Here is a 25484-nt window from a genome sequence, read left to right as displayed (position 1 = left end):
CCTTTTCTCTATCCATAGTATAGCATCACATGTCAGAAACGATATGATAGCATGTATAAGGAGTGAAATAGAAAGAGGGGGGATGGATGCATACATTCCGTTCAGGTGAGAGAGAGAAAGTCGAAATTATCGCTGGATTATTACAACAAGCTGGATATCGCATATCTCGTATCCGCACTGTCGATTCCCAGTTCGTAGTGACCGCTCGATTAGAGGGTAGGACTCAAAGAGAAGGGGAGTACGATCGAATCGAGGGAATCGTGCATCATTTCGACATCGAAGAATGGATCACGAACGAAGAAAGGGATTGATTGTATGTTTATCACCTCATTTTTCGGGAATAACAAAAACAGTGAATTACATGACTGTGAACGTTTAGGAGGATGGGGCATGTTAGAGACAAGAGTAGTGAATGATATGACCACGGTGGACCATGAAGTAAATGAGATGGTGTCAGGCGGATGTGTGAACGAGCATATCTACTTGTTCGCCAAAGATGAAGAATTGACCGTTCGATTGGCAGCAGAGGCCGGTGTACAACCATACCGAATCCCAGAGAAAGGAATGTTCGAGTCGTTGCTTTCCAAATTCACGAGCAATTCAGAAGATCGCATGGAACAGATGGAGAGTCTTGGACTCACAAAAGAGATGGTAGATTCACTCGAACGTGAAATCAAAGGCGGTAAAATCGTACTTGTTTGCGATAAATAAAAAATGGACCGGAAAAATCGGTCCATTTTTTATTTTGCTTTGTAATAGGCATTCACGATGCGACGTAACGATTGATGATCGAGACGGAGCGGAGCGAATCCGGCATCCTGAAGCAATTGTTTCGTGTTGTCGTCACGGAATCTAATGTCCCGATTCAAATACGGATTAAATACTTTTACCATATCATTGAACGACTGTTCGACTGAGCTTAGTGTCGATGTGGGCGTTTCCGTGATCGTTAAATGCGGGAATGCTAGGGACTCTTTCATATAGTCGAGCATTGTTTCATTTTTTGGAGGTGCGTCGTTCGTCACGTTATAGATTGTACCCGCCTTCGCGTGCTCGATGGCAGCGAGTAGTACATCCGCTACATAATCGACAGGGACAAGGTTAGAAGTGCCCGTCGCAGAGCCGATCAATCGAATCGATTCGAAGTCATGGCCACGACGTTCCAGTTTCCGTTTGAATAGCTCGAGCGCGCGCATGTATCCATACATCGTAAACTTCGAGTCGGCCTCTCCCGTCTTCGAGTCTCCGACGATGATGGCCGGTCGGAAGATTGAGACGTCAAGCTCATCCCGTGACTCCCAGACCGCCTGCTCGGCGTGTGCCTTGCTCTCTTCATAAGGATTTAAAAAAGACTGAGACACATCGTACAGTGTTTCCCCGCCAACTTCTTTAGCGCCGAGCGTGTAAGCCGTACTCACATGGAAAAAGCGATGGCAGTCAATTAACTTAGTTAATCGAAGGGCCTCTTTCGTTCCGGTTAAATTGGTCTCGAACAATTCATCACGTAATTCTTCATCGAATTTGACGAGTGCAGCCATGTGTAGAAATAAATCAATTTTCCCTTTATGTGTCTCGATGAACTCTTCATTGGCCCCGAGCGCATGTGACGTCAAGTCGCCTGATAACACATCAATCGACTTTTGTTCTTCAGCGGTGAATTGTGCCTGTACCTTCTCCGGTGTTCGCGCCAACATACAGACGCGATGCCCCCGTTGAATCAATTCTTTGGCGAGTCGCCCTCCTAAAAATCCGGTTCCACCAGTCATAAAAATATACAATCGCGTTCTCCCTCTCTGTGACATTCTTTACCCATCATATCAACTCTTGTCGCATGTAGCCACTTTGCCTTTCCTGAAATTCCATGTTTAGAAAAAATCGAACTCGGTTATGAACTATAGAGAAGCGTACGAACGGTGCGTAAAGACAGCTTGCCTGTCAAATCCATTGAAGTGAGGTTTTAACGAATCATGGCAAATCTATTCGGAACAGACAAGGATGACGCAAAAAAGAAGCAACAAGATATTGAGAAAACGGTACAAGAGAAAAACATCACCCAAATCCATCTATATTTCTCAGATGTTCTCGGTGATTTAAAACTCTTGACGCTTTCGGCAAAATTGTTGCCTGAAGTCTTTGAGGGAAAAACGATGTTTGACGGTTCTTCAATCAACGGGTTCTCTTCCATCAAAAACTCAGACTTATTCTTGAGACCGGATTTAGATCGTCCACGGTATGAGCAAGACGGCGAGGAAAATATTTTGGCATTCTTCTGTGACGTATGCACTCCGGAGGGAGAGCGATATGAATACGACCCACGTAATGTATTGAAGGATGCACTCGAACGTGCAGCACGTGATGGCTACTCGGTATTCGTCGGGGCAGAGCCGGAATTCTTCATCTTTGACGAGAACGGGGAATTTTATGACGAGGCCGGATACTTCTCGACACGTTCAGAGGATAAAGGATATGAAGTGCGACAGCACATCGCGAACCGTCTCAGTGGTGTCGGGTTCAACATTGAGGCTGTTCACCATGAAGTCGCTCCTGCGCAACATGAGATTGGCATCAAGTACGATGACGCACTCCATACAGCGGATAACATTCAGTTCTTTAAAGAAATCGTCAAGATTGCGGCGAAGGAGAAAGGGGCATCCGTCTCATTCTTGCCAAAACCGTTGCGTGATGTGAACGGTTCTGGAATGCACTTGAACATCTCTGTCTGGAAGAATGATGAGTCCGGAAATCCGACGACCAACGCGTTCGACGAAGTCGATGCGGATTACGGATTGTCGAAAACGGCGCGTCATTTCATCGAGGGAATCTTGAAGCATGCCCGTGCCACAGCAATCTTCACGAATCCACTACCTGAATCATACGAACGTCTCGTTCCTGGATTCGAGGCACCTGTCAATATATGCTGGAGCCCATCGAACCGCAGTTCGATGATTCGAATTCCAGCTTCCCGTGGAAGTGCGACTCGTGTAGAGGTCCGAAACCCTGATCCGAGTGCGAACCCATATTTGGCACTTGCCGCGCTCATTTATGCCGGACTTGAAGGAATCGAGCAACAGCTCGTTCCGTCTTCTCCGAACGAGGACGACTTGTTCGAGTATTCAGCGAAGCAAATCGAGAGCCAAGGCATCGCATCACTGCCTGCGACATTCCATGAATCGATTCAGTCACTGAAACAAGACAACTTCCATGACTACTTTAACCACAATATGATCGATCGCTACTTGTCACTCATTCAAGTGCGAAAATAAAAATGACGCCAGCCGATTGAATCGGCTGGCGTTTTTTGATGATTAATGGATACCACGCATATACACTTTGATTTTCGGTGCAAGTGCGAACAGAATCAAGCTTAAGATGATGGCGACGCCACCAATCACGCCGAAGTAGAGCATCTCGTTCTCAGGTGTGTAGAACTTGACCAGCTGTGCGTTGATCCCTTGCGCCGCAGCGTTCGATAAGAACCAGAGCGACATCGTTTGAGCGGAGAAGGCAGCTGGTGCGAGTTTAGTCGTAGCCGACAACCCGACCGGTGACAAACTTAGTTCTCCCAGAACGACGATGAAATAACTTAAGACGAGCCAGAGTGGGCTGACGAGGGCATCCGGACCACTGAAGTATGCTGGGAGCAGGATGACCAAGAAACTGATTCCGGCAAATAAGATCCCGAAAGCAAACTTCGTCGGAATGCTCGGTTCGCGGTCACCAAGTCGGACCCATAACCAAGCGAAGATCGGTGCCAGTAAGATGATGAACAGTGGGTTCAGTGATTGGAACCATGCTGGTGACAACGTGAATCCAAAGAACTCTAAGTCAGTCCGTGTATCAGCATAGCTCGCCAAAATCGTTGCACCCTGCTCTTGGATCGCCCAGAACATGACGGAGGCGATGAAGAGCGGAATGTAGGCGATGATTCGCGAGCGCTCGACCTCTGTCGTTTTCGGACTGCGATACATGATGATGAAGTAAATCGTCGGGATCGCGATACCGAACACCCCGACGAGTGAGATGAACGTATTGATTGTGAACCATCCGAGTGGAATCAAAATTGCAAGCAAAATGGCAATTCCGATGGTGACAATGCTGACGATTTTTATCGTTTTCTTTTTCTCATCAGGCGTCAACGGATTCGGTACATACGAACCAGCTAAGCCGAGGTTCGTTTTTCGTGTCAATACGAAGACGACGAGTCCAACGAACATCCCGATTGCCGCGAGCGCAAAGCCCCAGTGGAATCCATAGTCTTTTTGCACTTGACCGACGATGAGTGGTGAAATGAACGCACCCAAGTTGATACCCATGTAGAAGATACTGAATCCAGCGTCACGACGGCGATCCGTCTCACTGTACATGTCTCCGACGATACTTGATACGTTTGGTTTCAATAATCCGGTACCAATGACGATCAACGCCATCGAGATGAACAAGAAGACGACACTACCTGGAATCGAGAGGACGATGTGGCCGAGCATGATGAACACACCACCGTAGAATACCGCGCGAGACGTCCCGAAAATCCGGTCTGCAAGCCATCCCCCAATGACCCCAGACATATAAACGAGCGCGCCATAGACGGACATGATTGAGAGTGCGACGTTTCGGTCTAGACCGAGTCCTCCCTCAGAGACTTCATAGTACATATAGAATACGAGGATGGCCCGCATGCCATAGTACGAAAAACGTTCCCAAAACTCAGTGAAGAATAAAGTGAACAACCCTTTCGGTTGTCCGAAGAAGCCTTTTTGTGGAACACTGTCCACGATTGTCTGTTTATCGATCCTTTCCATGAAAGATCCCTCCTTAACCGTTTTATCATAAAAAGGATTATTATGATTGTAAAGTGAATTGAATGATAATTTCAAATTTTAATAAAGATGAAAAGAATGAAAAGACCACACTTCCGAAATCAGAGAGTGTGGTCAATGAGCGGTTAAGCCGTCTTTTGCTTTGCTTCCGTCGCTTGGACATGACGTCCGAGCTGCCAATAGATGATGCCTGATAAACAACTCGCTCCACCGATGAGGATCAAAGCGATGTGTCCGGCACGATTGTCAAAAAAGACACTTGCGATGATTGGTGCCGTGACACCGCCGATCAGCCATTGGATACTCGCTGCACCGTTATAGGCACCACGCATATTCTCCGGTGCGATCAAGGCGATGAATGTCTGCTGAACAGGGGACATGATCATCTCACCTAACGTATAAAACGCATATACGGCGAGTAAGATCCCGACGAGTGGCACGTAAGGGGTATCGAGTGCGAACAAGGCTCTAGGCACAATCGCAAGCAAGATCATACCGATACCAAATACGGTCGCTCCTGCTAACATGACCTTACCGAACGGCTTGTTCCCGAGTTTTGAAGCAATCGGGAACTGGAAAAGAACTACCATGATTCCATTCAGTGCTAACAGATACGGGAATGGGTTCTGTTGTGCGGTATACGTCGGGAGCGATTCTTTTAAAAAGAGTGGTAGCATGCTCTCGACGACGGAGAATCCCATTGATATGAATATACCCGCAAAGATGAAGACGAGAAACACGCGATCGTTATAAAAGACGCGCAACACTTCCCGGTTGCTTGGAGTCTCATCTTCCGTAAACTCGGGCAACGACTCATGTATGAACGTGCCGAGCGCAATCGCATATAGTCCAAAGACGAATGCCGCCGCAAAGAAGATGAGCTCGCGGTCGATGAACAGCACCGCACTACCAAGAAGTGGACCGAATGCAGCGCCGATGTTATGTCCCATCCGTAAAAGTCCGAACGCTTCGTTCATATGCTCTGGCTCCGTGACATCGGCGACCATCGCGCTTGCGGCAGGGTGGAAGAGCGAGTTCGTCAGTCCGAGCATCGCGTTCAATAAAAGAAGCGGCCAGAACGAGTCGGCGAACGCAAATCCGATGAGGGCAAGTGCGTCCCCAATGATTGCGATCATCATGATTGGTTTTCGACCATACAGGTCTGCTAGACGTCCTCCGATCATCGAACCGAGGAGCGCCATGATTGGGCCAGTCGCCATGATGATTCCGACTTGAAGGTAGCTATCTAACTGGTCACTATAGTAGAGAACAAGGAATGGGGCAATCATGAACATCATAATTCCCGTAATCGTTTCCCCTAAAAAACGAATCCAAATGTTGCGGTCGAGCCGCTTGAGTGATTGAAACATACAGGTCACCTGCTTTATTTAATTTTAGACACAAAAGGGACGTCATATGCATGAAGGCATACGACGTCCCACGTTGTTTATGCATGCCTCGATAGGCAGGCGTCTTAGATATGAATCAATCGAAGAGGTGCCTGCCAATCAGTATGAACTTGAGTGAATGGTTTCGAAGATACTACTGACATGGGAACCTCTCCTTTCTGTTAATTGTGTTCTTCTCCTCAACTGTATGACACATTTCCTCAATGTGTCAACAAATTTATGAGGTGAATCAAAGTAATTCGTTTAGATTTTTTCGGTTCAGTCGATAATCGATGAGACGAGACAAGACGACTTGAATCATGGCCGTGATCGGCACGCTCACGAACATCCCGATGAGGCCGAACAGGCTTCCTCCGATGATAATCGATGTGATGACCCAAAATGGTGTGATGCCGACACTATCTCCGAGAATCTTCGGTCCGAGCCACAATCCGTCAAACTGTTGTAACAAGAATATGAACAAGAGTACCAATACGGCGGTGAACGGATCATAGAAATAGGTGATGATAAACGCTGGGATCATCCCGAGTAGCGGTCCGACGTAGGGGATGAAGTTTAAGACGCCGACGATGACTCCGAGAAGTAGGGCATATGGGGCCCCAATGATCAAGAGTCCAATGACTGCTAGCACTCCAATGATCAGACAGTCGAGTGACTTTCCGATAATATATCGTTTGAAGATATAATCCATCTCTTGAAAAATGTCGATTGTCGTCTTTGCAGTGCCGACAGGTAAAAGCGCATAGAGAAGACGCTTGAACATACGGGCAAAGACTTCTTTGTCCTTTAAGAGATAGATGGAGATCACAATTCCGATCAAGAAGTTAATCAGGGTCATCGTGAAGCTGGAGACGTAACTGACGGATGAAAGTACAGCCGTCTCGACCCAACCCGAGTATCGTGCTTCGAATTGAGCAAAATCAATTGCTTTGGCGATGGTCGCGTTATAATCTTTCAAATAATTGTTCACTTCTCCAAGAAATGCATCAATTTGTCGAATGTAGACCGGTAGTTCTTCAATCAACGATGCGAGACTTGAGTAAATCCGCGGGAACAACGTAACGACCGAAATCGCCAAGAGGCCGATGAACGTGATATAGACGATGAGTAATCCTTGATACCGTTTCAAATGGAACCGTTCTTCAATGTAAGAGAGTACGGTATTGAGTAACAAGGCGATGGCAATCCCCATGATGATGGGGGTCAGTAACTGAAACGTGTATTGTAAGACACGTGAGATGGTATCTGGTTCACTGATGACACGCCATAAGACGAGTAAAATCAGTCCGATTACACTCAGTTTCCAAATAAGTTGACGATTAAGCTCCAATGCTCTATCCCCTCATACAAATATAATTTTTCTACTCTTTTACTATGAATGTTTTTTGAAAAGGATTCAATAGATGTTCATCTTGAAAAAAATGTTTGACACCGTTGGGAATGTCTGGTTAACTTAGGGACATACAAAAATTACATAACGAATGACACTTTCTATCAAGAGAAGCGGAGGGACTGGCCCGATGAAGCTTCAGCAACAGATTGCAAAATACTGTGCTAATTCCAGCAAGGTGACCTTGAGAGATGGAAAGGTGGTTGACTACATACGTCTGTATCGAGCACCCCTTTCCTCAGAAAGGGGTGTTTTTTCGTATGAGGAGGACCCATCATGGCAGACAGACGTTCCAAGTTATTAAAATCGTTACCAACACAACACTTTGTCGGATTAGCAGAAGAAGTCGCGGCAGTCGAGGCGAGTGGCAAGACCGTCATCCGACTCGGACAAGGCACACCCGACTTACCGACACCAGCTCCAATCTGTGAGGCACTGGAACGAGCATTGACCGACCCGACGACTCATCAATACGGACCATTCCGGGGACAGGCTCGACTAAAAGAAGCTGTGGCCGCATTTTATCAACGTGAATACGGAGTCGACCTTGACCCAGCAAAAGAAGTGGCGATTTTGATTGGCAGCAAATCGGGTTTAATTACACTTCCGCAATGCCTTCTCGAACCAGGTGAAGGCATCTTGCTCCCGAACCCTGGCTATCCCGATTATATCTCGGGCGCGCGCCTCGCCGGAGCGGACATCATCGATTTGACGTTAAAGGAGGAACACGGCTACCTCCCGGATTACACCACGCTCGATCCGCTTCATGCTCGACTCATGTATTTGAACTACCCGAGCAATCCGACCGGCGCTGTCGCGACGCCAGCCTTCTTTGAGGAGACGGTTGAATTCGCCACAAACCATAATCTGATGGTCGTACATGACTTCGCCTATGGAAGTATTGGCTTTGATGGGCATGTCCCGCCAAGTTTTCTCCAAGCCGAAGGGGCGAAAGAAATTGGGATTGAGGTATATACGATGTCGAAGGCGTTCAACATGTCGGGATGGCGTGTCGCGTTCGCAGTCGGGAACGCAGATATCATCGAGGCGATCAATACGTACCAAGATCATGTCCACGTATCCGTGTTCTCTGCCATTCAAGAGGCGGCCATCGTGGCGTTAGAATCGCCGCGTGACTTACGTGACAATCTAGCCTCACTTTACGAAACAAGACGAAACCGATTGATTGACGGGTTACGCCGGGCAGGGTGGGAGATTGAGGCACCGAAAGGTTCTTTCTTTGTATGGGCGAGAGTACCTGAAGGCGATGCAAAATCATTCTCGACGAAGTTACTACATGAGGCGGGCGTCGCTGTCACACCGGGCTACTTCTTTGGAACGGAGGGGGAGCACCACATCCGGTTTGGCCTTGTATCATCTGAACAGAAGATTGATGAAGCGGTAGAACGGATTGAAAGACTGTTTGCAGCCTACGAGGAGATCCATCAATGATTCGACAAGCGGTGCTGGAATACGACCATTCGAACGATGCGCTCGATCAACTTTACTCACTGATTGGGAATCGGGAGGCACTCGTTTTGAAAGGAATTAACGGATACGATGAAGCGATTCGCGTGTCCCCTCGTCTAGCAGAAATTCCGAGCGTACGATTCAAGGGGGAATGTTCAGACGAAGAAGTCGAACGACTAAAAGCGCATCGACCTGACGTCTGGATTGCCGTCGGTGGCGGTAAATTGATTGATACGGCGAAGCGGATTGCATTCACCCAGTCTGTCCCGCTCATCGTCGTTCCGACACTTGTGTCAAACTGTGCCGCCTTCACCCCGCTCAGCGTGATCTATGGAGAAGACGGTACATATTTACGGTACGATACGTTCCCCGTCGTCATCGAGCGCGTCATCGCGGATGAACGACTGTTACGCGACTCACCTTATGACTATTTCAGAGCCGGTGTGATTGATACGGTCGCAAAGTGGTTCGAGGCTCGATATATTAGCGGAACAACATCAAGGGACGCAGGGATTCAGTCGGGGCTCTCACTTGCTGCACAGTGCGGAGCGTTGATGGATTTGTCCATTCGTGAAGATGATTTCCGCCATTATGGCACGGACATCCGATCCATCGTCGATCATGTCCTCGCCATCGGTGGTGCCGTTGGTGGATTCGGTGACGCCGGCACCCGAGTCGCCGTCGCCCATGCGGTGCATAACGCACTCAGTCGTTTTGATTCGACGCATCATTGGTTGCACGGGGACAAGGTAGGCTTCGGGCTGATCGTTCAAGAACGATTGGCTTCATCCGAAGACGCCTCATTCCTCGAGAATTGGCTAAAAGCGATCGCCGCTCCGACGTCACTTGAACAACTTGGGATTCGCTTTGACCAAATCGATGAGTTGGTCGATTATGTCGTCGAAGAAATGACGATTCAAGGCATTCACAAGGTAGAAGATACCGAGCAATTAAAAGAAATTTTGAGAAATCTTCAAGAAATAGTTTACAAATAATTCTTTTATCAGTAATATAATAACAAAATAATAGAACCGATTGCTTATCAAGAGTGGTGGAGGGACTGGCCCGATGAAACCCGGCAACCAGATCAGAAATGATCATGGTGCTAATTCCAACAGACGAGACGTCTGGGAGATGAGCGTGTCCGACTTTCACGTGTCGTGCCCGCCGCTCTTTTTGAGTAGCGGGCTTTTCATTTGGAGGAGGAATCATTCATGAACATTAAACAAAAAACCATTTTGGCAGGTACATCTATCCTTGCGGCCATCGCACTCTCAGCGTGCGGACAATCCGAGGCGAGCGAGACGCTAAGCACGAAAGAGCTAACGATCGGCGTGACTGGTGGACCACACGAGCAAATCGCCGAGAAAGTACAGGAGCTCGCAAAAGAAGATGGGCTCGAAATCGATATCAAAGTATTCAACGATTACAACACCCCGAACACCGCTCTCGACGAAGGAAGTCTCGACGTGAACAGCTATCAGACGCTCTCGTTCCTCGAACTGCAAAAATCGGACAAGGGATATAAGATTGACGACGTCTTCAAGACGGTCGCTTTCCCGATGGGGCTCTATTCAGAGAAGTTGACGGATATCAAGGACTTAAAGGAAGGCGATAAAGTAGCCGTCCCGAATGACCCGGCGAACGAGCTCCGTGCGCTACGATTATACGAAACGGCCGGACTCATTACGTTAAAAGAAGGATTGACGGATAAAGCGACGAAGCGCGACATTGCTGAGAATCCGCTCAACCTTGAATTCATTGAACTTGAAGCATCCCAACTGCCTACGCAACTCCCGGAAGTGGCACTCGCAGCCATCAACACGAACTTCGCGATGGGAGCGGGTCTCTCCATCAATGAAGATGCCCTCTTCCATGAAGATACGGTCGACAACCCATATCCGAACTACGTCGTCGTCCGTTCGGCCAATAAAGAAGATGAAGTCGTGAAGACACTGAAGTCTTACTATCATTCAGATGAAGTACGTGCCTTCATCGAAGAAGAATTCAATGGTTCGGTCGTGCCGGCATTCTAAGGAGGGGTCTTATGATTGAACTGAAACAAATCACCAAGGAGTTCAAGGTCAACGGAGACACGATCACGGCACTCGATGATGTCTCCCTCACGATTGAGAGAGGGGAAATCTTCGGGATCATCGGGCGAAGTGGTGCCGGTAAGAGTACGCTCATCCGGATGATCAATCTTTTGGAGCGTCCGACATCAGGCGTAGTCGAGATTGAAGGACAAGATATTACACTTCTTAAGAAAAAAGGGTTGTCGACGTTACGCCAGCGAATCGGTATGATCTTTCAGCACTACAACTTGCTGAAGACTGCGACCGTCGAAGAGAACGTCGCCATCCCGCTTCGTCTCGAAGGTCTCGGGAAGCAGATCATCCGTGAACGGGTCGACCGCTATCTCGAAATCGTCGGGCTGAGCGAACATCGGAACCATTATCCTGAACAATTGTCAGGTGGACAAAAGCAACGTGTCGCCATTGCGCGAGCACTCGCCCATGAGCCTGATATTCTCCTCAGTGATGAGGCGACGAGTGCACTCGACCCTGAGACGACTGAGTCGATTTTAGAGTTACTGCTCGAAATCAATCGTGAGCTTGGATTGACGATTTTCTTGATTACGCATGAGATGGAAGTCATCGAACGAATCTGTGATCGAGTCGCCGTCATCGATCGTGGCCAAATCGTTGAACAAGGACACGTACTAGACGTCTTCTCCAATCCGTCACACGAAACGACCCAGAAGTTCCTAAAGACAAATCTTGACGTGCCAGAAGAAGTCGTATCGGAACTCCAGACTCGGGGAACGCTCGTCCACTTGTCGTTCATCGGCAGTCAGACGGAACAGGCAGTCCTGGCCCAACTGACCAAGCGGTTCGGCATTCTACCGAACATCATTGGAGGCGGGATTAAAAAGTTAAAGGCGGGTCTTGTCGGAAACTTGCTCGTTCATCTCGATGGAGATCATGATCAAACGGAACTCGCCGTCCGTTATTTGAAGACGAGCGGCGTACATGTGAGGGAGGTGTCAAACCATGCAACAGTTTTGGACAGACTGGGGTGACTTAATCTGGACAGGAGCGGTTCAAACGTTGACGATGACGAGCATTGCGCTATTGATTTCGACATTGATCGGATTGCCGCTCGGGACGTTGCTCGTCTTGACGAGACCGAACGGAAGACTCGCAAACCGATTCGTCTATGGTGGCTTGTCGAGCGTCATCAACGTCATCCGTTCCATCCCGTTCATCATTCTGTTGTTCTTCATCTTGCCGTTCACACGGTTCATCATGGGAACGACGATTGGCGTGCAGGGCGTATTGCTCCCCTTGATCGTCTTCACTGCTCCGTATATCGCTCGACTCATGGAGTCGGCACTACTCGAAGTCGACCGCGGGGTCATCGAGGCGTATGAAGCGATGGGCATCTCGACGAGAAAAATCATCTGGTATGTGTTAATCCGCGAAGCACGTTCTTCTATCGTTCTCGGATTGACGATTGCGACGATCGGGTTGATTGGAGCGACGGCGATGGCGGGACTCGTCGGGGCAGGTGGGCTTGGAGACATCGCCTATCAATACGGACACCTTCGTTTCGAACCGGAAGTCATGTACGTGACCATTTTCGTCCTCATCCTCCTCGTTCAATCCATCCAATCCTTCGGGAATCGACTGGCGGCAAAATTGAAAAAGGCATAAAAAGAATCGTGTCGCGAAAGCGACACGATTTATGCGTTATGGAGCAGACGTTTTAGTTCAGCGATGCGGTCATGTCTCGGGATGAACGTCCGAATCTCTTTTTCACTGAAACCGACCTGGATGCGATGATGGTCGAAGACGATCGGACTTTTCAGGATTTGAGGATTCGAGGCGACGAAGCTATATAGCTCACGAATCGACATCTCATCTAGTTTCTCTGCCGCTTGTTTATAGACACTCTTTTGGACCGACAACAAGTCCGTCGTCCCATTTTCCGTCAGGCTCAACATCTCTTTGAATTCTCCGAAGGATAAACCTTGGTCTGTCAATTTCTTTTCGATGAAGGGAATCTTTTGTTCCCGCAACCAATCAATCGTTTTTCTGGAAGAACTGCAGCTCGTATGCGTGAATACCGTGACCGTCACGACAACCACTTCTCCTTTACATCAGTTTGATTCTAACTATTATCTCCTTTTATACGTTCGAGTGCGTGATTATGTTTCAAATCACATACAGTTTCTTTTTGATTGAGCATGACTTCGTTCGGGTACAGATTTCATGAGTAACCACATAAGGAGGAATGAAGATGTTTGACTATACCGTACAATCTGACCGTACCGTCGAGGACGTGATCGACCGTCTAGGTGAAACGTTGAAAGAAGAATCGTTTGGCGTGCTATGGGATTTTGATTTAAGTGAAACGTTAGAGAAAAAGGGTCAAGCAATTGATGGGAAGTATCGTATCCTAGAAGTATGTAACCCGAAGGCGGCGAAAGAAGTGCTGTCACAACATTTAGAAGGAGGTTACTTCCTTCCATGTAAAATCGCGGTATTCGAAAAAGACAATCACACACATATCGGCATGCCAAAACCGACCGAATTGATTCGACTCATCGATGACGAATCGTTACAAGCCGTCGCAGCTGACGTGGAGGAAAGACTACAACGTGCGATTGACCAAAGTAAATGATTGTTCTGCCATCCGCTCATGAAACGTGAGCGGATTTTTTTCGTATAAGATAGTTAGATAATGGTAAAATTGGATAGTACGATAACAGGAGGGGATATTTTGTACAAAAGAGGAATCATGATGTTACTGAGCGCTTCATTTTTAAGCGCATGTGGGACATCTGATATAGAAGTCATTCAACTGGATTACATAGAGGATCAATGGAACGTGGAAAGCTATTCAAAAGAAGGAGAGATGATTAAAGTTCATGAGTCAAAAGAAGTATTGGCTGCATGCGAGGGGGAGCGTGCAACCGAATTAAAGGGTGACATCACGGTATACCAAACGGCGATTGCAGGGAGAACAGAACCTGTTTCAGCCATGACCTCATATACGATGAAAGTCGTGACGTACTTAGAAGGTGACGAACGGTATGTCGTATGTCGTGAAAGTTACACCAATCAATTGATGGCGGAAGCGATTGACTCGTTTCCAGACTTTGTGAATACAAGTGACGGAATTCGACTTCCACGACTCCCTCGTATTCATGAGACATCTTCTGCGTTACAAGACAAGTTGGTGGAAGCAGAAGAATTGGATTTTGACGGGAATTCCATCACCCCGTTCCCGCATACGTTACTGGAAATCGAACCGGCGCTCTACGGCGAACTTGAAATGAAACTCGGTGGCAAGGTGATCCGTTATCCGATTGCACAGTTCGAGCCGCGAGGATTTGAGATGCCGAATCAACAGATTGCCATCGGATATGATAAAAAGACGTTTCGTCCATATATTCTTTACTCGTTTGACGGTCAATTTTTCATGCCTCAACCGATCGAGTTTGATGAGTTAGAGGACCCGGAGTCAAAAGAGAATACCGTCTTTTCCGAGTTAGAGATCAAGACTGTCGCGACAGCCCGAGAACTGAACGAAGAAGAGGAAACTCCGTTCTATACTTTCTCGTATCTGAAAAACGGGAAACGTGTGACCGAAACGATGACGATTCGATTCGCTCCTGGCTTGTTTTTAAAAGAAGGAGAAGAACCGGATCCGATGTTTGAGGATTGGTTGCCTGTTGAAGAAGCCGGGCCAAGGGTCATCGTCCATCGCAAACCATACGATGGAGGGGCGATGGAATTCGCAGAGTATAGTGAGGCCACGAAAGAGGAAGCGAAAGAATTGTTCGACATCATCAATGAGGCAGACCCTGTTGACCGCCACGGAGAAGATTCAGAATATCGATATATGACTTTAACAGACGGTTGGAAAGGGCAAGTGTTCGAAATCAGCTATCAAAAACGTTCGAAAAAAATTGATATCTATTTAACGGACCCGCTCCGCGATCAAACATTTAAATTATCGAGCGAAGGAGCGGAATCGTTCTTAGACATATTTCCGCGCCTAAGGGAAACATTATGAAGCGAATTCTTATATTCATTTGTTGTGTAGGTTTATTGACAGGTTGCGGCGATGAGAAAATGGATGTCGTAAAGCTAGATTACATATCGGAGCATTGGAATGTGAAAGAGATGAATTCTGGCCGGATGGATGCCAAGTCGGAGACGTGGGCGAGTGATTTACTCGACGCATGTACTGGTGAGTTAATTGAGGAAATTAAAGAGGAAGTTACAATCTTCAACTCATTTGAACTACACCGTAAAGCAATAGATGTTCCTCACTCCAGTAAGTTTGTAATGTACCTAAAAGGAAAAGAAAATTATACTGTTTGCTATGATAATACTTCTGATCAGATGAGAGCGGGTAAGATTGATGCATTCCCTTCCTTTGTGAACACAGAAAAGGGAGTCGACATCGTAAAATCGCCTACTATCCGTATTGGAACAGAGGAAGAGTTGAAAAGTTTGGAGCAGAAAGACCACGGCCATTTCTTTGACAAGCCGATCCGACTCCTTGAAGAGACGATGCTCCATGTGACTCCGGCTCTTCATGGTAAGATTGATTTTACAATTGGAGATCGTCAAGGCCTCTTCCCGCTCAACCATTTAGATCCGTATAATGCCCAGATGGGAGAAGTGTCAATCGCTCTCGGATATGACGAAAAATCGAGAGAGGCCTATTTTTTCTATGAGAGAACAGACGGGTCGACTTCTATATTACCATTAGTCGTCTGGAGAGAGGGATATGGACATGAGCCGATTCAATTAGAAGACCTTCAAGTTGAACGGGTGTTATCGGCAGACACTCTCGAACCAGGAATAGAGACACCACTCTATAAGTTCTCATTTATTCAAAATGGGAAACGTGTGAATGAGGATGTCCGTCTCACTTACATGAGAGGGCAATTTGCGTCGAAGGATTCCATCCAAGAAGTAATCGAATCAAACTCTCCCGCCCTAAGTGGTCCATTCGTATTCGTACATAAAAAACCACTAAATGGCGCAACAGATTTTCAGTATCCGTTTGTGCTACGGGCTGAAGAGGACGACATATCAGATCTGATGAATGCGATTGATGACGCAACACCTGTCAAACGTGCTGGAGATGTGACTGACTATTCGCGTCTTTCGATCGTCGATGGTTGGGGTGGTCAAGAATTTCAGTTAAGTTTCAAGGAACGATCTCAAAAAATCGATGTTTATCTGACGGACCCGCTCCGCAATCAAACATTTAAATTATCAAGCAAAGGAGCGGAACGGTTCTTGGATATATTTCCGGAGGTGAAAAAGTCATGATGAAACGAATGCTATTGATGTTAAGCACAGTCGGGATTTTGTCGGGTTGTGCTGGAGAACAGATGGATGTCGTAAAGTTGGACTATATGCCTGAGCAATGGAACGTGGGCGATTTGTATTCGAATCAGATGGATGCCGAGTCGGAGACGTGGTCGACTGCAATTCTCGGCGCTTGTACGGGTGAACCGCTCACTCAGATCGAGGGGGATGTAACGGTTTTCAATTCATATGCGCTGAATCGGAAAGTCATGATATCAGATTATGATCCGAACTCATATAAATTAGTGACATTTTTGAAAGGGAAAGAAAACTACACCATTTGCTATGATGGAGACTATTCCAACATGATATTAGGGAAGATTGATGAACTACCGGACTTCCTCGATTTATCAGCGGGTATCAAAGTCCCGAGCGTCCCGAAGATGAAAACGGGTACGAAAGAGGAAGAAGAAGTCGCAGAACAGAGTGACCCATCCGAGTACCTGGGGATGCCCATCAACCTGTTCGAAGACACGATGGTTCATTTGACCTCTCCTTTGAATGGCGCGATTGCGTTAACAGTAGGTGAACGGGAAGGAATCTTTCCCATCTCGACCATTGAACCATATAATGCGCAAATGGGAACCGCAACGATTGCACTCGGATATAATGACAAATTGGAAGCCGCTCACTTTTACTTCGAAACCACGAACGGTACGACATCTATTCAACCTTTCCTTGTATGGGATGAGAAAGACGGCGCACATGTCCCCATCCAGTTCGAAGGATTACAAGTCGAACGGGTCCTCCAGACGGATACATTAGAGCCGGGCGTTAAGACACCTCTTTACATCTTCTCATACATGAAAAATGGAAAGCGTGTGAAAGAAGAAGTCAGCTTGACGTACACGAAGGGCGAGTTTGCCACGAATGAGTCCATTAAAGAATCCACTGAAGCAGGACTCATTGCAAATCCTTCCGTGCCGCGAGGTCCGTTTTTCTTTCTCCATAAAAACCCTTTAGATGTGGAGGCCACATTGAATTATCCGGATACATTGCGTGCGGCTGGCACTGACATGTCTGATTTGATGAACGCATTTAAGGAGGCAGAACCGGTGGATCGAGCTGGAGAAGTGGGGGACTATCCCCTTCTCACCATCATAGATGGATGGAAAGGGCAAGAGTTTCAGTTAAGCTTCAAGAAACGGTCTAAAAAAGTAGATGTCTATGTGACGGACGAAACACGAAACCAAACGTTCAAACTGAGCAGTGCGGGAGCGGAAACGTTCTTCTCCTATTTCCCTGATTTAGATGAGTGAAAGGCGCCCCTCGGCGTCTTTTTATTTGGTAAATACTTCAAGTCTAAGATATTGACCTTCTGTATAAAAAGAGAGTAATGGAATGTTATGGGATACGTTACACTGAAATTCACGATTTAGTACGAACATCCTAAGAATAAGAAAGGTTGCTATCTATAATGAGTACTTTGAACCAAAAAGGAATTCAATCTGCAGACGTTTTTCAATCCATTGAAACGAATATGGCGATGATTCGATTCGATCGTCAACGCCGGGTCGTCGATGTGAACGATACGTTTGCGAAAGCAATGAAATATAGACGCGAGGAGATGATTGGCATGCAGCATCACTTGTTCTGCTCTTCTTCCTTTGTCAATAGTCCAGAGTATTCGGCATTTTGGGAGAAATTATGGAATGGTTTCAGTTTCTCGGATAAAGTGGAGCGTGAGAATGCAAAAGGGGAAACCATTTGGCTCGAGGCGACGTATATGCCGATTTTTGAAGGAGATGATGTCATCGGTGTCGTCAAAATCGCATCGGACATCACCGCACGGCAACAAGTGATTGAGGATTATGCGTATCGCTTTAAATCGATGACCGATGTGCTCGACGAACGGGCGAAGACAGGCATGCAAGACACGAAAGTATTGAATGAAACGATTGAAAAGCTTGCAAAAGATGCCGCGGACAACCTCCATGCCCTTCAGAACTTGCGTCGTCAAGCCGATGACATCGCGAAAATTGCCTCGTCGATTAAAGAAATTGCGGCACAAACGAATCTGTTGTCCCTGAATGCTGCCATCGAAGCGGCACGAGCAGGTGAACACGGGCTTGGATTTAATGTGGTTGCGACTGAGGTCCGCAACCTCTCCCGTATGGTTGAACGTGCGGTCATCGACGTCAACTCGAACACGGAAGGGATGAACGTCGAGCTTCGGAAAATTGTAGAAGGTGTCACTGCGTCCAATCAAGAGATTCAGTTAAGTGCAAAAACGATGGAACAGACGATGGAGCGATTCCATACGTTTGAGCAGGCGGCAGCCGAGTTACATGATACGGCCGACACATTTACATCCAACCTGTGAACCGATTGACCCTACACGGGGTCATTCGGTTTTTTTGAGTTGTAACGTATGTCCGTGTCGTTTCAACCAATCTTTCGCTGTAGCGGTATTCGGATAGATCGTTTGTAACGTGCTCCAAAAAGAAGGGGAGTGATCGAAGTGAACGAGATGCACCCATTCGTGGGCGATGACGTAGTCCATCATCTCTTTTGGCGCCAGCATGAGGCGAACATTGATAGAGATGGTTCCATTCGAACTACACGATCCCCAGCGTGTCTTTTGGTGACCGATACGAATCTTTTTCGCTTTAACGCCTAAGATCTTTTCATAAATTGGTGCCCGCTCGATCACATAGTGTAAGGCACGTTCACGAAGCCAAATCTCATACTGTTTCCAGAGTGTAGCGTCGTCCCATGCTTCCGGAACCCAAAAAGACGTGCCGTCAAATCGGAGAGTCGAGCCATCATCTATTTGGGTCGGATAGTTTTTCCCATGAAAAACGAGCCCCTCATCGAGAACGGACGTCTGTCGAGGTAGCTTTTGCGATATCTCATGAATCCATGTGTCGTGCTCTTCTAGTATGCGGTCGATGACTCGTTTAGACAAACGTGCTGGAATACGTAGCTCGATGCCGTTTGGCGTGACATAAAATGCGGCTTTTTTTCTTCGTTTGTTTCGAATGACGGTAACACGCATTGATGTGCCTCCTTTCTTATCTCGATAGAGTATAACGAGGTCGGCAAAAAACTGCCATGCTTTTTTTGGCACGTAGTCGAATCAACTTTGATACAGTAAGAGGAGGAGGGATGAACATGAAATCAATTTTACAACAACAACTTGAACGTAAAGGTACGAATTCGGTGAAGTGGGATGGGTTGGAGCGATGGTTCCGTTTGTCAGAAGACGTGTTACCGCTATGGGTAGCGGATATCGACATCCGTACTGCACCGTCCATCTCCGAGGCGCTCGCTATAAAAGCCGCTCAAGGGGAATTCGGGTATACATTGTTCGCACCTGAAGCGCAAACAGCGGTGAGCGATTGGTACGGCCGACGTCACGATTTAATTGTTGACCCGAACCATGTGTTATTCTCTAGCGGTGTCGTGCCGGCGTTGACGCATATCGTCGAGGCGTTGACTGAAGTCGGAGATGGCGTCGTCATCCAGTCACCTGTCTATCCACCATTCCACGAACTCGTTGTCGGTTCCAAGCGACAAGTGTTCGATGCCCCGTTGAAAAAAATTGACGAGCGCTACGAGATGGATTTTGTCGCACTCGAGGAAGCGATGAAACAAGCGAAACTCTTCCTACTCTGTTCCCCACATAATCCAGTTGGGCGTGTCTGGACGAGAGCGGAACTAGAAAAGGTCGTAGAACTCGCGAATCAATATGAGGTGATTGTCGTCGCTGACGAGATTCATGCAGACTTGACGTTCCCGTCTCATCAACATACCGCAATCGGCACACTCGACCCACGTGTCATCACGGTGAGTGCGCCCTCAAAAGCATTTAACATCGCCGGATTGTTTGCGTCCTACATCATTTGTCCGGTCGATGAGTGGCGGAAGCAAATCACGAAAGTACAGAACAAACATCACGTGCTCCCGACACCGTTCGCGAACACGGCCATCATCGCCGCCTATACCGACAGCCGCGCGGAACGTTGGCTCGACCAGTTACGGGAAGAATTGGAGCAACAAATGAATGACGTGATCGATTCCATCGAATCAAACCTTCCGATGCTCCATACGACCCGTCCGGAAGCGAGTTATCTGCTTTGGATTGACTTCTCAGAGTTACCGATGTCAGCCGAGGAGCGGAAGTCTTGGCTGCATCAAGACGTCCGAATCTTCTTGTCACCGGGTAGTCCGTTCGGTCCTCAAGGTGAATCATTCGAACGGATGAATATCGGGACTCGTCGTGAACTGTTGGACGAGGCGATTCATCGGCTGAGCGCGCAAATGAAGCGAAAAGCGTTTGTGTAAAACGAGAATCGGGAAAAATTCACAATGAGATGATGAGAGAAAGTGAGTGGATGGAATGGAGACGATCAACTGGAAGAAAAAGATGGAGGAACAGTTAAGACGTAGCGGCTTCACCTTGCAAGTCGAAAACATGTCCAATATCCGCTTGACTGAGATTCATGCGAGTTCTTCTCCGTTGATCTCTTATCCGCTCCGAGTTCGTCTATATGAGCGGATGGGTTGGCTCATGTGTACGGTCGATTCGCCAACGCTCAATCGGAATGAAGATCATCCGTTATTTGAACGCATGGTGACCGCCGTCTTTGAACGAATTGTGCGTCACCTGTATAACGGGTATGGTTTTCACATTTTGACGTTCATCGGAGATACCGGAAATTACATCGCCCCAAAAGATTCGGAGACAGGGGAGGTCGTACGCCTCGTCGCCCACCTTTGGAATGACCGTTCGTATATTCACCTCGACACCTTCGAGGAGTATCCCGCCTTATACGTGACGCCACCGTGGGCACATCAAGCCTATGCCATCGAAAGCACAGACGATGAGTGGGTCATCTACGCGGGAAGAGGGGGGAGGCCGTCGACCGATTATCGTGCTGACGGCGTCGAATTGAAATCTCATCGTCTATCGGATGGTGAGCTCTTCTTCCCGGTCGATCGGATTTCGAAAGAGAAAGGAACCCTCGCCCTGGCCGAATGGCTTCGACTCGAAAGGCGAGAAGTCGAGGACTTTATGATGTCCTTCATGCAAACAATCCGGAAGTTCGATCCGTCATTTGGATTCGCATGGGGTGGGACCGAAACCTTTTTTCATGGTGTACCGGTTGAACCGTACGCGCAGGTGCTCAGGCTTGAAAGTGGGAAACGTCGCTATCGCGTCATGAACAACACGGCAAAACGACTATTTGCCGTCTCGGACGACCCGAACGAGTGTCTGAAGGAAGTGAGTCGAACACTAGGGACGATCACGCTCCCTGAACGGCGTGTCTCAGCCCTCGGCCAATTGATCATGGGGATCTGGCAACAGTTTGAAACCGATGAGGAAACATACATTCAAGAAGTCGCGTTTCGTGACATCTCCAAATTCCAAATGGAAGAAAAGATCGGGTATGCCCTCGCGAATCAACAACGGATTCGCTGGATTGACAAGAACCATCCGCATCAGGATGTGATCGAATATGCTCATCTACGGATCACGTTCCCGAAACGACCACCTGGGCTTGTTACAGTCGAACCCGCTGAATCCGGACAAGAGAGAGGTGCTTTATGAGAATCGTTGACGCACGAGCCGTGCCAATCGATCATGAAGATGTGATCGCCGTTACCCCTACCTCGGTCTACTATCGAGAGAAGAGAGATCGCACGACATTCTCGCTCTATCGCTTTGACGAAGAGGATGGCGTGATTACACAATTGAACCGGAGGGAGTACGCGGATTACGGTTATCCTAAGCTATTCGTCGATGGAGACATCGTCTACTTTATAAATGAGGTCCCGGACGGTGAAGGGGTGGTCAAGACAGAACTGATCGCCTTCTCCTATAAGGCGGGCACCGAAGAAGTGGTCACGACGTTTGAGAAGCGTGGAAATAGCACATTGTTCTGGGTACTGGATCATCGTTACTTCCTCTTTTTGACGGCGTTTGAATCATCGGATGAGGCGTGGCTCTTTGATCGGGTGACCAATCAACGTGAGCGTATTCGGGATGAGCGTCTCGTCGGTAAGACGGAACGTTTCCGAGAATTGTATTTGTTCACGACCACATTTGATGGTGTTCCGTACATCGTCTGCAACGCGAGACTCGATGAGTTTGACTATTACAATGCACTCGATGATGGGCGCATCTCTCCTGACGACCCGATTGACCATTCCGAGGCACTCTTGATTTGCCCACTCGAAGAGGCGGTCGAGGCGATATGGGATCAACGGGATGAATTGCCATTCGATGATATTCTCCGTCTCCAAGGGGAAGGGGACACGGTCCAATATCTAGGAGAAAATGAAGGGACGCTTCGATTCTCCGCGTTTGTTGACGCGTTGAATGAGGAGGTCATCTATGATTTGACGGCTCCCGATGTCTTGCATGAAGTATCGGTCGTCGATTGGGGTGCTTATGAACCGATTGATTTCACTTACGACGATATAAGTTCGTCGATTTTCATCAAAGTTGATGAGACGGATATGCACTCAGAAGTCATTGACCTCGCAACCGGTGCGCGTTATATCGACGTGGAACCGTTCGAACGCGTCATCGGTCACCGCTATCTCGTCCATGAATATACGGAAGGGCTAACGAGCGGTGTCGTGATATTCGATTTGAAATCCGAAGAACGTTTCGCATATGACAATGCCTATTTTATGGTCATCGATGATGCCATATTGATATTGTCAATGTCTAGCATATAAATATAACCACCACCCATCATATAGGTGGTGGTTATATTTGGATATATAGTTTACATAACATATTATTGTAAACTTGATATTGCGTGTTTTTTCCGTTCGTCTCCGATATGGGCATAGACTTGTGTCGTTGCTACAGATTCATGTCCGAGAAGCTGCTGAATCGTGAGCACATCGACCCCACCCATCGCGAGACGTGAGGCGAACGTGTGACGCAACTTATGTGGCGTCACCTGCTTATAGCTCAAGAACGGAAGGTAAGGCTTCAAACGGTCAATATGACCTTTCAACATATGTTGAACCGTTCGTACAGCGATTCGATTTCCCTTCTCATTTTGGAACACCGCACCTTCGCTCGACGCGTGGCGATATTCAGAGAGGAGCGGAAGAAGTGGCTTTGCAATTGGGATCAATCGTTCCTTGTTCCCTTTACCGATGACCCGAATCGTCCCGGTCTCGAGGTTGATATCGGACCAATTGAGTCCGACAAGCTCGGATACGCGCATACCTGTTAGTCCGAGTAACTGTATGATTAAAAAGTCACGTGCACGATTCAGTTCGTACCAGCTCGCCTCGCGATTCGTCATGCCGACGTTGCTACGTACAAGCGTCGAGAAATCGAGCCATTCCGATTCCGTCAAATAAACGGGATTCCGTTTGCCGCGCTTCGGACGTTCCACGGTTTGAAAGGGATTCACCGTCGCTTGATTGGTCTCGATTAAGTAATTGAAGAGTGACTGTAACGTTGAAAGCTTCCGGTTGATGACGCTTGGAGCGTTTTCGAGATCGAGGGCAAGATAAGTCGCATACGCTTCTGCACCGGCATGGTCAATCTCTGTGAATGATGCCAAGTCAATCGTTTCAGACTCTAACTCGGTACCGCTCACGCGCTCGACCCAACGAAAGAAATCTAACACATCATACACATAGCGTTGGGCCGTCTGTTTGGAGTAGTGCTTTGCTGCTAAATGATGAAAAAACTGTTGGATGAATGCGGGTAGTCGGTGCAACCCGTTCAACTCGAAGCGTTTCGTCGTCGTCGGTGTCTGCCGCTGTCCAAGTTGACCGAAAATACTCATGGAATGCCCCTTTCTTCATGTTGTTCTCACTTGATTCTTTCCGTTGCGCTTCCCTTCACGAAGGAAGTCATCTGCCTCTTTTATAATCTCTTCAACCGTATCGTGACCAGTACGAACCGCAAGTCCGAATGTCATTGTGACATGAAGTCGTTCCCCTGCGTAATAGAGAGGAATCGACTCGATTTGCTGTCTCAATTGTTCAGCGATTGTAAGGAAGTTATCGCACGGACTCGAAAAGAAAATCAGGAATTCCTCGCCTCCCCATCGGACTACAATCCCGTCGACGTCGGATAGGATGCTGGCGACTTGTTGTAGCACCCGGTCCCCACAATCATGTCCGTAAGTCTCGTTAAATGATTTGAATCGATCAATGTCACCGAGGACGAGTGCGTATGGAACGCCTTCATGAGCGGCTTTGTCGATTGCTTTGGAAACCTGTTCATGCCCGACTTTTCGGTTCAATAGTCCGGTCAATCCATCCGTCGAGGCGAGAATTTGCAACCGCTCATTAGATTGTTCGAGTTCATCTGTCACTTCGACAACGGCTGACTCAAAGATAAAGGAGAGCCCTGCAATCATCATCACGGTCGATAGGATACAAAAGAGTCCGAGCGCTTGTTCAATCTGTATCGGTAAGGTCTCGATGCCGTCAGATACATAGATGAATAGAAGGCTATAAATCAGCATCGCAATGGCCGTGGTGAAGATGCGTTGGCCTCTTGATACGCTTGGCATGAAAAAGACACCGTATGCCATCATGAGGATAAAATAATGCATGTTGATCTCCCAGCCGAGTATAACGGTCGAGATGACGGCGTTGTAAACGACTTCGATAAAAAGTCCGGCAAAGAAAATTCCGTACCACCTTTTATGTACAAAATAGAATGAAATCGTGTAGTAGATCACACTCAAGCCATTTGATAGGAATAAGAGAGTCAAATCCAGACGATAAAACAAGATGCAAAATAGGAAGTGAACCAACCAGGCGATAACGTTGCCGTAAAAAGTAATACGTTCATTATATAGTGTTCCTCGACGAGTTTCATAGGTTGTTCCCATCGCACACCTCCTTTCTTTTAGTATAACGAAACAATGAACAAATTTATATAAATGTCCGAAAAACGGATTCAAAAACGCTCTTATCTCGTATGTATTATTGCGTGAAATAGATATTTCACGCAATGTTCATGAATTGCGTGATTGTATCTCAATCGAGTGGTTAATTGAGTGATTGA

At 47.5% G+C, this 25484-nt stretch carries 24 protein-coding genes and 2 riboswitches; of the genes, 16 read left to right on the top strand and 8 right to left on the bottom strand.

Annotation, left to right across the window (positions count from 1 at the left end; translation table 11 throughout):
• The first annotated feature begins 86 nt into the window (after window positions 1-86).
• Complete coding sequence (locus F3H97_RS04955) at window positions 87-311, top strand: hypothetical protein (RefSeq protein WP_196430755.1); 225 nt, start codon at window positions 87-89, stop codon at window positions 309-311.
• Window positions 312-390: 79 nt separating this feature from the next.
• Entirely contained in the window at window positions 391-711 is a 321-nt protein-coding gene (locus F3H97_RS04950) for a YflT domain-containing protein (RefSeq protein ID WP_031423645.1), read from the top strand.
• A gap of 29 nt (window positions 712-740) precedes the next feature.
• On the opposite strand, the gene F3H97_RS04945 is transcribed toward F3H97_RS04950, so the two are convergent.
• Window positions 741-1778, bottom strand: a complete 1038-nt coding sequence (locus tag F3H97_RS04945; protein WP_196430754.1) for an SDR family oxidoreductase — start codon at window positions 1776-1778, stop codon at window positions 741-743.
• A 189-nt stretch (window positions 1779-1967) separates the two neighbouring features.
• On the opposite strand from F3H97_RS04945, the gene F3H97_RS04940 reads away from it, so the two are divergent.
• The gene (locus F3H97_RS04940; protein WP_047795294.1) at window positions 1968-3263 is read left to right on the top strand and encodes a glutamine synthetase family protein; all 1296 of its coding nucleotides are present in this window, start codon (window positions 1968-1970) and stop codon (window positions 3261-3263) included.
• Window positions 3264-3305: 42 nt separating this feature from the next.
• On the opposite strand, the gene F3H97_RS04935 is transcribed toward F3H97_RS04940, so the two are convergent.
• The 3 genes from F3H97_RS04935 to F3H97_RS04925 form a co-directional block, all read right to left on the bottom strand.
• Window positions 3306-4799 carry a peptide MFS transporter gene (locus tag F3H97_RS04935; RefSeq protein ID WP_159562339.1) on the bottom strand — a complete coding sequence of 498 codons (1494 nt, stop codon included), beginning with the start codon at window positions 4797-4799 and terminating at the stop codon, window positions 3306-3308.
• 143 nt (window positions 4800-4942) lie between these two features.
• The gene (locus F3H97_RS04930; protein ID WP_031423648.1) at window positions 4943-6187 is read right to left on the bottom strand and encodes an MDR family MFS transporter; all 1245 of its coding nucleotides are present in this window, start codon (window positions 6185-6187) and stop codon (window positions 4943-4945) included.
• A 268-nt stretch (window positions 6188-6455) separates the two neighbouring features.
• On the bottom strand, window positions 6456-7556 hold the full coding sequence (locus F3H97_RS04925; protein ID WP_159562338.1) for an AI-2E family transporter: 1101 nt from the start codon (window positions 7554-7556) through the stop codon (window positions 6456-6458).
• 158 nt (window positions 7557-7714) lie between these two features.
• A riboswitch (SAM riboswitch) is annotated at window positions 7715-7814 on the top strand.
• A gap of 78 nt (window positions 7815-7892) precedes the next feature.
• Between F3H97_RS04925 and F3H97_RS04920 the strand changes: the two genes are divergently transcribed.
• From F3H97_RS04920 to F3H97_RS04900, 5 genes are all read left to right on the top strand, one after another.
• On the top strand, window positions 7893-9068 hold the full coding sequence (locus F3H97_RS04920) for an aminotransferase class I/II-fold pyridoxal phosphate-dependent enzyme (protein ID WP_196430753.1): 1176 nt from the start codon (window positions 7893-7895) through the stop codon (window positions 9066-9068).
• Window positions 9065-10081, top strand: a complete 1017-nt coding sequence (locus F3H97_RS04915) for an iron-containing alcohol dehydrogenase (RefSeq protein ID WP_196430752.1) — start codon at window positions 9065-9067, stop codon at window positions 10079-10081. Before F3H97_RS04920 ends, F3H97_RS04915 begins: the two co-directional genes overlap by 4 nt.
• Window positions 10082-10122: 41 nt before the next feature.
• Window positions 10123-10227, top strand: a riboswitch (SAM riboswitch).
• A gap of 73 nt (window positions 10228-10300) precedes the next feature.
• Window positions 10301-11122, top strand: a complete 822-nt coding sequence (locus F3H97_RS04910) for a MetQ/NlpA family ABC transporter substrate-binding protein (protein WP_196430751.1) — start codon at window positions 10301-10303, stop codon at window positions 11120-11122.
• Between the two features lie 11 nt (window positions 11123-11133).
• Window positions 11134-12168: a methionine ABC transporter ATP-binding protein gene (locus tag F3H97_RS04905; RefSeq protein ID WP_196430750.1), complete on the top strand. Its 1035-nt coding sequence runs from the start codon at window positions 11134-11136 to the stop codon at window positions 12166-12168.
• A complete protein-coding gene (locus F3H97_RS04900; protein ID WP_196430749.1) occupies window positions 12140-12802 on the top strand; it encodes a methionine ABC transporter permease in 663 nt (220 codons plus the stop codon). The genes F3H97_RS04905 and F3H97_RS04900 overlap by 29 nt, the downstream gene beginning before the upstream one ends.
• A 29-nt stretch (window positions 12803-12831) precedes the next feature.
• On the opposite strand, the gene F3H97_RS04895 is transcribed toward F3H97_RS04900, so the two are convergent.
• Window positions 12832-13227, bottom strand: coding sequence for a Spx/MgsR family RNA polymerase-binding regulatory protein (locus F3H97_RS04895; protein ID WP_012726343.1), 396 nt, complete (start codon window positions 13225-13227; stop codon window positions 12832-12834).
• A gap of 161 nt (window positions 13228-13388) precedes the next feature.
• Here F3H97_RS04895 and F3H97_RS04890 point away from each other — a divergent pair, with 161 nt between their 5' ends.
• From F3H97_RS04890 to F3H97_RS15120, 5 genes are all read left to right on the top strand, one after another.
• A complete protein-coding gene (locus tag F3H97_RS04890) occupies window positions 13389-13772 on the top strand; it encodes a DUF302 domain-containing protein (protein WP_196430748.1) in 384 nt (127 codons plus the stop codon).
• Window positions 13773-13871: 99 nt separating this feature from the next.
• Window positions 13872-15170, top strand: a complete 1299-nt coding sequence (locus tag F3H97_RS04885; protein ID WP_196430747.1) for a hypothetical protein — start codon at window positions 13872-13874, stop codon at window positions 15168-15170.
• On the top strand, window positions 15167-16444 hold the full coding sequence (locus F3H97_RS04880) for a hypothetical protein (RefSeq protein ID WP_196430746.1): 1278 nt from the start codon (window positions 15167-15169) through the stop codon (window positions 16442-16444). The genes F3H97_RS04885 and F3H97_RS04880 overlap by 4 nt, the downstream gene beginning before the upstream one ends.
• Window positions 16441-17742 carry a hypothetical protein gene (locus F3H97_RS04875; protein WP_196430745.1) on the top strand — a complete coding sequence of 434 codons (1302 nt, stop codon included), beginning with the start codon at window positions 16441-16443 and terminating at the stop codon, window positions 17740-17742. Before F3H97_RS04880 ends, F3H97_RS04875 begins: the two co-directional genes overlap by 4 nt.
• A gap of 158 nt (window positions 17743-17900) precedes the next feature.
• Entirely contained in the window at window positions 17901-18806 is a 906-nt protein-coding gene (locus F3H97_RS15120) for a methyl-accepting chemotaxis protein (RefSeq protein WP_196430744.1), read from the top strand.
• Window positions 18807-18827: 21 nt separating this feature from the next.
• Here the strand turns inward: F3H97_RS15120 and F3H97_RS04865 are convergent, their stop codons facing one another.
• Window positions 18828-19481: a M48 family metallopeptidase gene (locus tag F3H97_RS04865; protein ID WP_196430743.1), complete on the bottom strand. Its 654-nt coding sequence runs from the start codon at window positions 19479-19481 to the stop codon at window positions 18828-18830.
• Window positions 19482-19597: 116 nt separating this feature from the next.
• Between F3H97_RS04865 and F3H97_RS04860 the strand changes: the two genes are divergently transcribed.
• From F3H97_RS04860 to F3H97_RS04850, 3 genes are read left to right on the top strand one after another with little or no spacing between them, the layout of a single operon-like run.
• Complete coding sequence (locus F3H97_RS04860) at window positions 19598-20770, top strand: MalY/PatB family protein (RefSeq protein WP_196430742.1); 1173 nt, start codon at window positions 19598-19600, stop codon at window positions 20768-20770.
• A 55-nt stretch (window positions 20771-20825) separates the two neighbouring features.
• Window positions 20826-22037 carry a hypothetical protein gene (locus F3H97_RS04855; RefSeq protein WP_196430741.1) on the top strand — a complete coding sequence of 404 codons (1212 nt, stop codon included), beginning with the start codon at window positions 20826-20828 and terminating at the stop codon, window positions 22035-22037.
• Entirely contained in the window at window positions 22034-23173 is a 1140-nt protein-coding gene (locus tag F3H97_RS04850; RefSeq protein WP_196430740.1) for a hypothetical protein, read from the top strand. The genes F3H97_RS04855 and F3H97_RS04850 overlap by 4 nt, the downstream gene beginning before the upstream one ends.
• A gap of 62 nt (window positions 23174-23235) precedes the next feature.
• On the opposite strand, the gene F3H97_RS04845 is transcribed toward F3H97_RS04850, so the two are convergent.
• Window positions 23236-24249, bottom strand: a complete 1014-nt coding sequence (locus F3H97_RS04845; protein ID WP_196430739.1) for a tyrosine-type recombinase/integrase — start codon at window positions 24247-24249, stop codon at window positions 23236-23238.
• Window positions 24250-24264: 15 nt separating this feature from the next.
• Window positions 24265-25308 (bottom strand): GGDEF domain-containing protein, encoded by a 1044-nt coding sequence (locus F3H97_RS04840; protein ID WP_159562324.1) that lies wholly within the window; start codon window positions 25306-25308, stop codon window positions 24265-24267.
• Window positions 25309-25484: the final 176 nt, after the last annotated feature.

The organism is Exiguobacterium sp. SRB7LM (assembly GCF_015712685.1).
Taxonomy (GTDB): Bacteria; Bacillota; Bacilli; order Exiguobacteriales; family Exiguobacteriaceae; genus Exiguobacterium; species Exiguobacterium profundum.
Note: the sequence above shows the minus strand (reverse complement) of the source record. Positions and strands in the feature narration are given on the sequence as shown.